Below are 10,269 nucleotides of genomic sequence, written 5' to 3'. Positions count from 1 at the left end.
ACTTCTTTACTACTGATCAATCCATCCTCCTTCCGAAGTTGGTTTGCTAAGTGCTGCTATTGTACCCCTTGAGCCCTTAACAGGCTGTACCACCCATCAACCTTGCGGGTAACGGTAGCAGTCTTGATCGTAAAACCGTCGGGCAAAGGACGGTGCTGGATCAGCTTAACCGGCCCAATTTTGGGCAGATGGATAAACTTCCCTCGAATGCAGTCCTGCTTCATTTGGGGGAAGGTAAAGGAGCGGTACCGCCCAACACCCTTAAATCTCGGCCTTCCTGCCCGCTTGCCGTTGGAGTCACCTTTGATCCATCTATCAAAGGCCCTTTGTACCCGCCGTATGCAGTCTTGGAGCACCTGGGAATAAATCTCTCGGTATTCAGGAAACAAAGCCTTGGTATTGGGCAAGTCCCGCTGCTGCGAGTACAAGTCGGGCTGCTCCTTCAACTCAGGCAGATGACAGACCGTTAAGGAGCAAGCATGGATACCGCAGCGATTTTGCTCCCACCAGCGGAAGCGCTCCGCCAAGCGATAGTTGTACTGTTTACGCAACAACTCCAGCCACTCACCCATTAGGGCGACTTGGCTAGAAGTAGGGCGCAAGCGGTACTGGTAGGCAATTCGCACATGAGATTACGATATCTGTTCATGAGTGTCTTCGCCATTCATCCCGACCCTGACCGGCCCCCCAGTCCCCCCGTGTACGGGGGGATATAGGGGGGTACAGGGCAGGCCTTCCTGGCGAATTAGGTAAACCTTGAACGCTATGACCTCCGCTTCTGCCCCGCCAGACCTGAAAGCCCACGGCCTTTCCCCAGAGGAATACCGCCAGATCCAGCAGCAACTGGGCCGGGATCCCAACCCCACCGAGCTGGCCATGTTTGGGGTGATGTGGTCGGAGCACTGCTGCTACAAGAACTCCCGCCCTCTGCTAAAGCACTTTCCCACCACGGGCGAGCGGGTGGTGGTGGGGCCGGGGGAAAATGCCGGCGTGGTGGATCTGGGGGATGGGGACTGGCTGGCCTTTAAGATCGAGTCCCACAACCATCCTTCCGCCGTGGAACCCTTCCAGGGGGCGGCCACCGGGGTGGGGGGCATCCTGCGGGATATCTTTACCCTGGGCGCCCGCCCCCTTGCGCTGTTGAACTCTTTGCGCTTTGGGCCGCTCACGGATCCCCGCAACCGCCGCCTCATGGCCAGGGTGGTGGAGGGGATCGCCCACTACGGCAACTGCGTGGGGGTGCCCACGGTGGGGGGGGAAGTGGCGGTGGATCCCTGCTACAGCGGCAACCCCCTGGTCAACGTCATGGCCCTGGGCCTGCTGGAGACGCCGGCGGTGGTGAAGTCGGCAGCGCGGGGAGTGGGCAACCCGATCTTGTACGTCGGCGCCACCACCGGCCGGGACGGGATCCGCGGGGCCAGCTTTGCCAGCGCCGAGCTCAAGGAGGACGCGCAGCAGGATCGGCCGGCGGTGCAGGTGGGGGATCCCTTTCTGGGCAAATGTCTCATCGAGGCCTGCCTGGAGGCCTTTGCCACGGGAGCGGTGGTGGCGGCCCAGGACATGGGGGCAGCCGGGATCACCTGCTCCACCGCAGAGATGGCCGCCAAAGGAGGGGTGGGGATCCGCTTTGACCTCGACCGCGTGCCGGCGCGGGAAAGCGGCATGGCGGCTTGGGAATACTTGCTCTCGGAGTCCCAGGAGCGGATGCTGCTGGTGGTGCAAAAAGGCCGCGAGGCGGAGGTAATGGAGATCTTCCATCGCTGGGGCCTGCAGGCCAGCGTGGCCGGAGAAGTCATTGCCGAGCCGCTGGTGGAGATCTGGCACCAGGGATCCTGCGTGGTGAGGGTGCCGGCGCGGGCCTTGGCGGAGGATACTCCTGTTTACGTCCGCCCCCTGTTGCCAGAGCCGCCAGAGTATGTGCAGGCAGCCTGGCAATGGGATCCCAGTACCCTTCCCCCCTGCGACCGGCAAGGGATCCACCTACCCCAGAAAACGCTGGCGTGGGAGCAGGTGCTGCTACAGCTTTTGGCAAGCCCCACCCTGGCCAGCAAAGCCTGGATCTACCGCCAGTATGACCACCAGGTGCAAAACAACACCGTCCTTTGGCCGGGACAGGGAGATGCGGCGGTTATCCGCATCCGCTCCCAAAAATTTGGCGTGGGCGAGGTGCCCCCTCTGCAGGCTGCCCGCAAAGCCATTGCCGCCACCCTAGATGGCAATGGCCGCTGGGTGTATTTGGATCCCTACGAGGGGGCCAAGGCCGCCGTGGCCGAAGCCGCCCGCAACCTCTCCTGCGTGGGGGCGGATCCCCTAGCCATAACCGACAACCTCAACTTCGGCAGCCCGGAAAACCCAGTGGTGTACTGGCAGTTGGCCCTGGCCTGTCGGGGGATTGCCGAGGCCTGCCGCGCCCTGGGCACGCCGGTTACGGGGGGGAACGTCTCCCTCTACAACGAGAAGGGATCCCAGGCCATCTACCCCACCCCCGTCATCGGCATGGTGGGCCTCATTCCGGACTTGAAATTCATCTGTGGCCAGGGGTGGCAGCAAGAAGGGGATCTCGTCTACCTCTTGGGATCCCAGGCCGTCACCAGCCTGGGCGGCAGCGAGTATTTGGCGGCAATCTACAACAAGGTCACGGGTCGTCCTGCCCCCGTGGATCTGGAGCTGGAAAAGCGCGTGCAAGGGGCCTGCCGCCACGGCATCCGCCAGGGGTGGGTGCGCTCCGCCCACGACTGCAGCGAGGGAGGGCTGGCGGTGGCCTTGGCAGAAGCCTGCCTGAGTGGGGGCCGCGGCGCCAGCGTCTCCCTAGCTCCTGGATCCCTGCGCTGGGATCAGGCCCTCTTTGGCGAGGGATCCAGCCGCATCCTCGTTTCTGTGGACCCGGCCCAGCGCTCTCCTTGGGAAGCCTACTTAGAGTCGCAGCTCCCCGGCCAGTGGCAGCTTCTAGGACAGGTGGGCGGGCCTGCGGATCCGTTGGTGTTGACAACGGCAGAAGGGGATCCCCTGTTGTCAGTCTCTTTGGCCGCCCTGCAGGGTGCCTACTACAGCGCCTTTGCCGACTAGCCGCCTAGCTCCCCTCTCCCTCAGGGAGAGGGGCTGGGAGAGGGGCCGGGGGTGAGGGGGACTACCTCAAGCTGATTTTGCCTCAGACAAATTGGCCTGGATCACCTCCCGGTAGTGGGACTTGGGCTTGACACCCACCACCTGAGCCACCAGCTCCTTGTTTTTGAAAAACTGCACCGTCGGCGTGCAGGTGACCCCCCCTGCCTCGGCGATCTCCGGGTCTTTCTCGATGTCGATCTCCACCACATGCAGCTTGTCGGCAAACTCTTCGATGACCTTGTTCAAGATCAGCTTGAGGGCATGACAAGGGGCACAGGTGGGGGCGGTGTACTTGACCATCAGCAGGCGATCGCTTTCGTGGTAGAGCCGCCGCAGGGCATAGCTCCCCTCGTGGCAGGTCTGGCTGAAGTCGAGGTCATCTTGCACCTCCTGCTCAAAACTGGCCTCCTCAACAGCCGAGTCTCCCTCCGGCTCTACCTCGACAGCAGAGGCAGAAGCGGGCTCAAGATGGCTTTGAGGGACGACGTGATACTCCTGTGCCAGGCCGTGTTCGGAGAGCCAGCGCTCCGCCAGCATGGCCGCCATACAGCCGGTGCCGGCAGCGGTGATGGCCTGGCGAAACTCGTGATCCTGCACATCCCCGGCGGCAAACACGCCCTCTACACTGGTGGCTACAGATCCTGGGCGGGTGACAATGTAGCCCACTTCATCCAGTTCCAGTTGCCCTTTGAACAAGTCGGTGTTGGGCTTGTGGCCGATGGCGTAGAACAGGCCGCCCACTGCCATCTCCCGGATCTCGCCCGTCTGGTTGTTGCGCACCTTCACCCCCGTCAGGCGCAGGCCGTCGCCCAGAACCTCCACCGCCTCCGTGTGCCAGTGGACGGTAATCTTGGGGTGGTTGAGCACCCGGTCTTGCATGGCCTTGCTGGCCCGCATCTTGCCACTGCGCACCAGCATGTGGATATGGGATCCAAACTTGGTCAGGTAGGTGGCCTCCTCACAGGCGGTATCGCCGCCGCCAATGACCACCAGCTCCACCCCCCTAAACATGGGCATGGCCCCATCGCAGACGGCGCAGGCCGACATGCCCCGGTTCCAGTAGATCTCCTCTCCGGGCAAGTGCAGGCGCTTGGCCGTGGCCCCGGTGGCAATAATCAGGCTGTGGGTGCGCACTTCCCGTTCGTCAGAGCGAACCACAAAAGGCCGCTGGCTCAGATCCACAAAGGTGACGTCCTCGGGGTAAAGCTCTGCCCCCCACCGCTGCGCCTGGGCACGCATGTTTTTCATCAGTTGGGGGCCACTGATGCCCTCGGGAAAACCCGGAAAGTTCTCCACCTCGGTGGTGGTCATCAACTGCCCGCCCGGGATCCCGCCCACCTGAAACCCCTCAAACACAACCGGCTTCAGGTTGGCACGCCCGGCATAAATGGCCGCCGTAAACCCAGCAGGGCCAGAACCAATAATCACCACGTTCTCAACCCGACTTTGCTCTGTCATCCGATGTCGCTCCTTGCTGTTGCTGAAAACTAAACCAAACTCATAACGACTACGTTTTAGCTTAACACGAGCTGGTACCCTCGGCGAGGCTGGAGCTTGTTAGTCCCATTTTCGCTTTCCTCTAGCTAGGGGGACAGGGTTTTGTCTCTGTCTGGAGGACAACAGGGCAGAAACGCCTGGCTGAGAGGCGCGATGGCCAACCTCTGGAGCAGAAGGCCAAAGCCAGGGCAATTTCGTATCAGAAACTACAAAATGCTGAGATCGGCCTTTCTAGGATGGGTGAGCGCTGTCGGCCTGTCTTAGTTTCAACCGCAACCCAAGTCAAGTTAGGAGAAAGGCATGGCATCCACCCCACAAGAAGTGCTCCAAATGATCCACGACAACAATATCCAGATGGTGGATCTCAAGTTTGTGGATCTCTTTGGCACCTGGCAGCATGTCTCCTTCCACTCTTCAATGCTGACGGAGCAAGCTTTTAGCGAAGGGCTGCCCTTTGATGGCTCCAGCATCCGAGGCTGGAAATCCATCAACGAGTCAGACATGTACATGGTGCCAGACCCCAAAACGGCCTGGATCGACCCCTTTTTCCAAGTGCCCACCCTCAGCCTCATCTGTAGCATCATTGAACCCCGCACCGGCCAGCCCTACAGCCGTTGTCCTCGGAGCCTGGCCATGCGGGCTGTGGCTTACCTGCAATCGACAGGCATTGCCGATACGGCTTACTTTGGGCCCGAGGCGGAGTTTTTCATCTTTGAAGATGTACGGTTTGACCAAACTCAGAACGCCGGCTACTACTTCGTCGATTCCATCGAGGGCCGCTGGAACTCAGGCCGGGAGGAAAAAGGCGGCAACCTCGGTTACAAGCCGCGCTACAAAGAAGGCTATTTCCCCGTCCCGCCTACCGATGCTCATCAAGACCTCCGCACCGAGATGCTGCTGACGATGGCCAAGTTGGGGGTGCCTATCGAGAAGCACCACCACGAGGTGGCTACCGGCGGGCAAGGGGAGCTGGGCTACCGCTTTGCCGATCTGATCACGGCTGCCGACTACATGATGATTTACAAGTACGTGATCCGGAACGTGGCCCGCAAGCACGGCAAGACGGTGACGTTCATGCCCAAGCCCCTCTTCAATGACAACGGCAGCGGCATGCACACGCACCAGTCCCTCTGGAAAGACGGCCAGCCCCTGTTCTACCAAGAGGGCAACTATGCCGATCTCAGCGAAACGGCTCTCTACTACATCGGCGGCCTGCTCAAGCACGCCCCGGCCATCCTGGCCTTCACCAATCCCACCACCAACTCCTACAAGCGCTTGGTGCCCGGGTTTGAGGCGCCGGTAAACCTGGCCTACTCGCAGGGCAACCGCTCGGCTTCCATTCGCATTCCGGTCACGGGCAAAAATCCCAAGGCCAAGCGGCTGGAGTTTCGCTGCCCCGATGCCACCTGCAACCCCTACATTGCCTTCTCGGCCATGTTGATGGCCGGCTTGGACGGGATCAAGAACAAGATCCACCCCGGCGAGCCCCTGGACAAAGACATCTACGATCTAGAGCCAGACGAGCTGGCCAAGATCCCCTCCACGCCCGGATCCCTGCTGGATGCTCTGGAAAACCTGCAGAAGGATCACGCTTTCTTGTTGGAGGGAGGTGTCTTTACCGAAGATCTCATCGAGGCCTACATCGAGTACAAAATTGACAACGAGATCAACCCCATCAACCTGCGGCCTCACCCCTACGAGTTCGCGCTCTATTTCGACGCCTGATTCTCATCTAAACCATTAGTTCTCGGCCAAGGCTTTTGAACGGGATCCCTTCTTGCTGGAGGGATCCCTTTTTTGTGCCTGCTCTGGTACTCTGGGTGGGGGTGCTGAAGTTTACAGACTCAGGGGGGGTTTGGATGGGATGGCTTATAGCTCTTATTATTTGGGTCCTTATTCTCTTAGGCCTTCTGGCGCTTGTTGTCTATCTAGCTGACTATCTAGAGAAGAAGCGTCGGGAAGCTTTGGAGCAGGTGGCCAGGAGCCTGGGCATGTCGTTTTCAGCAGAGCTACCCGAAGGGATCCGCTCCCGCTTGCTTCAGGCTGGCTTTGAGCTATTCCAACGAAGCGGCGCTCGTTTCTACAACTCGATGTTCAAACGACTGAACGATGGAACCGAAATCGCCATCTTTGACTACAGCTGGAAGGCTTCCAGAAGAAGAAGAAGAAGAGAGAGAGAGTATTACTTTTCTGTTTTCTGGGCCTATTGCGAAGACCTACGGCTACCTCATTTTCGGCTGCACCCAGAAGTTCCCTTGTTCCACGACGTTGCTAAAGCTTTTGGCATGCAGGATATCAATTTCGAGAACCATCCCGACTTTTCTCGCCGCTACCTTTTGCGCGGAGAAGATGAGGCTAAGATTCGCCTGCGCTTCCACCACAGTTTCCTCAACTTCTTGGAGCAGCATCCTCCTTGTTATGCGGAGGGATTCGGGCCGCAGCTTGTCATTTGGCGGGATTACCCACCACCGGTGACTCCAGAAAAAATGGCAGACTGGCTGCGCTTTGGGGAAGAATGGGTGCAGCGACTGCGGTTGCGTCGGGTTTAGGCTCCCTCGTCTTCGGCACTCAAGCAAGGCTGATCCCCAGGTATGATGGGGGAAAGAGTTTAAGAAACGTGAAGTGTCTCCGTTGTCCCAGGCAGTTGTTCTCGTGACAGGGGCCACAGGGGGAATTGGCAGTGCCCTTGTGCCTCTCTTGGCCCAGGCCGGAGCCCATCTAGTGCTGGCGGCGCGGCGAGAAGGGCCCCTAGCCACCTTGGCCGAGAAAGCAGTAGCCCTCGGGGCTGCTTCTGGAGTAGGGATCCCCACAGATGTAACAGACTACGCCCAGGTCGAGGCGCTGGTGACCCAAACGCTGCAGAGGCACGGGCGGATCGATGTGCTAGTCAACCTCGCCGGCGCCGGCATCCTCAAACCTGCCCCGCAAATTACCCCCGCTGACCTGGAGCAGATGCTGGCGGTCAACCTCAAGGGCAGCTTCTACACCAGCCAACTGGTGGCCAACGCCATGCGGGAGCAGAAGTCCGGCCATATTCTCAACTTCCCCGGCATTCTGGGTCGCCACCCCATGGCCATGGCCTCTGCCTACTGTGCTGCCAAGTTTGGCGTGGTCGGTTTTACCAAGTGCATGGCTGACGAGCTGAAGCGCTTTGGGGTACGCTTTACTCTGTTTTACTTTGGCGGCATCGACTCCCCCTTCTGGGATCCCATCAGCCTCAAGGTGCAGCGGGACAAAATGCTCAGCCCTGCCACGGCTGCCGAGGCGATTCGCTTTGTCCTGACGATGCCTGCCAATGCCGTGCCCAACGAGGTGGTGTTGCAGCCGGAAAGCCACCAGTTTCTCTAAGGCTTGCCGAGTTCTGGAAGAAATCCCTGCTGCAGGATCCAGAGCTGGCACAAGTCGGTATTGCCAGCGGGAACTTCCCCAGGCAAGAGAGGGTGGGTTGGGGCTGGCCAGATCTCCTTGCGGCCCTTTGGGCAGATTGCCTCCATAATCAGGAAGACGTCCAGCCGGGGGCCTAGCCGATGGAGGCCATACGCTCACTTGTGCAAGAGGAGCCCATCCTCTCCTTTGCTCTGTTGCTGGGGGTGATCCTGGTGGTGCCGCCGCTATTTGAGCGGCTGCGCCTGCCGGGGTTGGTGGGCCTTTTGGTGGCGGGGATCGCCCTGGGTCCTCAGGGACTGAACCTGTTGACTTCAGAGCTGCCGACGGTGCAGTTGCTCTCGGAGATCGGCGTGGTCTATTTGCTGTTTGTGGCCGGGCTGGAGATCGACCTGGAGCAATTTCGGCAGACCCGCAACCGCTCTGCCACCTTTGGCTTGTTGACCTTTGCCATTCCCCTAACCGTGGGCACCGCCATTGGGCGGCTGTTTGGCTTTGGCTGGAACGCGGCCATCCTGCTGGGATCCCTGTTTGCCTCCCACACCCCCCTGGGCTACCCCATCGTCAGCCGCTACGGTCTGGTGAAAAACGAGGCGGTGCTGGTCACCATCGGCGGCACCATCTTCACCGACATTGCCGCGCTGCTGGTCTTGGCGGTCTGTGTCGGCATCCACGGCGGCGAGTTTTCCCTCTGGAGCTTGGTGCGGCTGCTGGGATCCCTGCTGCTGTATGCGGCTGCTGTGCTGTTTGGGGTGGACTGGCTGGGGCAGCGGTTTTTTCGGGTCACCGGCAGCGAAGAGGGCAACCAATTTTTGTTTGTGCTGCTGGCTCTGTTTGTGGCGGCTCTGGGGGCGCAGTGGATTGGGGTAGAGAAGATCATCGGCGCCTTTCTGGCGGGGCTGGCCGTGAACGATGTGCTGCGGGAGGGCTCTGTCAAAGAAAAGATCGTCTTTGTCGGCAGCATCTTGTTCATCCCCGTCTTCTTTGTGGATATAGGGCTGTTGCTTGATCTACGCGCTTTTTTGCAGACCCTTAGCTCCCTTTGGCTGCTGTTGAGTATCCTGCTGGGGCTGGGCCTCAGCAAGTACGCTGCTGCCCAACTCTGTCAGTGGCTCTACCGCTACACCCCGACCCAAAAGCTGATGATGTGGTCGCTCTCCTTGCCCCAGGTGGCGGCTACCTTGGCGGCAACCCTGGTGGGGTACCGCGTGGGGTTGCTCAATGCAGACGTGCTCAACAGCGTGGTGGTGTTGATGTTGGTAACGGCCACCCTGGGCCCAATTTTGACCAGTCGGGCGGCCACGCAAATGGCTATGGAGGAGGAACAGAGTCGGTTCCCATCTCCACCAGGAGTCGCTCCCGCCTCCGCAGCGCCGCCTCCCCAGCCCTACGTGGTCGTGGTGCCGCTGGCCAATCCCGAAACCGAGGAAAACCTGCTGGAGATGGCCTGCCTCCTGGCCAAGCAGGAGGGCGGGCGGGTGGTTCCCCTCTCGGTGGCGACCGGCCACCTGCACATGGACTCTCCCTTGCTGCAAACTTCCCTGGAGCACGGAGACCACCTCCTCAAGCGGGCGACGGAGTTTTGTCGGCCCTTTGGGGTGGAGGTCACCCCTCTCTGCCGCATCGACAGCCACGTGGCCCAGGGGATCAGCCACGCCAGCCGTGAGCAGAACGCCAGCCTCATCGTCATGGGCTGGAGCGATCCCACCCGCTTACAGGCCCGCCTCTTTGGCAGCGTCATCAACAGCGTCCTCTGGGCTGCCCATTGCCCAGTTGCCGTAGCACGCCTGCTCCATCCCCCCCACAAGCTGCGGCGGATCCTGGTGGTGCTGGAAAACTTTCGCTCGCAGACGGCTCGGGCGGTGCGCCTAGCCCAGATCTTGGCCGCCGCCAGCCAGGGAGAAGTTACCTTGCTTCACATCTGCTTCGCCAGCACCCCCGAAAGCGATCGCCAGTGGCTGGAGGCGCAGCTTTTATCCCTAGCCCAACAGCCAGACTTGGGCTACCCCGTCCAGGTCAAGGTCTTGGCCAGTGACGAGGTCGTCAAAACCCTCTTGCAGGAGGCCCAAGGATTTGACCTGGTGGTGCTGCCCTCTTTTCGTCGGCGCAACCCCAGCGGGAGCCTATCCTTCAGCGACACGACCACTCGCCTCCTAGAACGCCTCACCTGCTCTCTGATCATGCTCGGAGAGCATGACTCTAGTCAATGATATGCTGGACTATACTGAAAATAATGTACAGTATGTTCAGTATGGCTGCTTGGTATGGCTAGGTATGTAAAAC

6 protein-coding genes and 1 pseudogene are annotated in these 10,269 nt (G+C 60.3%); 5 read left to right on the top strand and 2 right to left on the bottom strand.

Annotated features, from left to right (window positions below; genetic code table 11):
* Positions 1-77: 77 nt before the first annotated feature.
* Positions 78-626 (bottom strand): annotated as a pseudogene (locus tag ACVW0R_RS13090) (RNA-guided endonuclease InsQ/TnpB family protein); the annotation flags it as partial.
* A 139-nt stretch (positions 627-765) separates the two neighbouring features.
* Here ACVW0R_RS13090 and purL point away from each other — a divergent pair.
* On the top strand, positions 766-3,066 hold the full coding sequence (gene purL / locus ACVW0R_RS13085) for a phosphoribosylformylglycinamidine synthase subunit PurL (protein ID WP_457502172.1): 2,301 nt from the start codon (positions 766-768) through the stop codon (positions 3,064-3,066).
* Positions 3,067-3,132: 66 nt separating this feature from the next.
* Here the strand turns inward: purL and trxB are convergent, their stop codons facing one another.
* A complete protein-coding gene (gene trxB / locus ACVW0R_RS13080) occupies positions 3,133-4,563 on the bottom strand; it encodes a thioredoxin-disulfide reductase (protein WP_011430211.1) in 1,431 nt (476 codons plus the stop codon).
* Positions 4,564-4,902: 339 nt separating this feature from the next.
* Between trxB and glnA the strand changes: the two genes are divergently transcribed.
* The 4 genes from glnA to ACVW0R_RS13060 all read left to right on the top strand — a co-directional run bounded on the left by glnA (position 4,903) and on the right by ACVW0R_RS13060 (position 10,196).
* On the top strand, positions 4,903-6,327 hold the full coding sequence (gene glnA, locus ACVW0R_RS13075; RefSeq protein ID WP_457502171.1) for a type I glutamate--ammonia ligase: 1,425 nt from the start codon (positions 4,903-4,905) through the stop codon (positions 6,325-6,327).
* Between the two features lie 95 nt (positions 6,328-6,422).
* Positions 6,423-7,151, top strand: a complete 729-nt coding sequence (locus tag ACVW0R_RS13070; protein ID WP_457502170.1) for a hypothetical protein — start codon at positions 6,423-6,425, stop codon at positions 7,149-7,151.
* Between the two features lie 82 nt (positions 7,152-7,233).
* Entirely contained in the window at positions 7,234-7,950 is a 717-nt protein-coding gene (locus tag ACVW0R_RS13065; RefSeq protein WP_457502173.1) for an SDR family oxidoreductase, read from the top strand.
* A gap of 179 nt (positions 7,951-8,129) precedes the next feature.
* Complete coding sequence (locus ACVW0R_RS13060; RefSeq protein WP_099884005.1) at positions 8,130-10,196, top strand: cation:proton antiporter domain-containing protein; 2,067 nt, start codon at positions 8,130-8,132, stop codon at positions 10,194-10,196.
* The last annotated feature ends 73 nt before the right edge of the window (positions 10,197-10,269 follow it).

This window comes from Thermostichus sp. MS-CIW-15, assembly GCF_054060575.1.
This window is presented reverse-complemented; position numbering and strand designations above follow the sequence as displayed.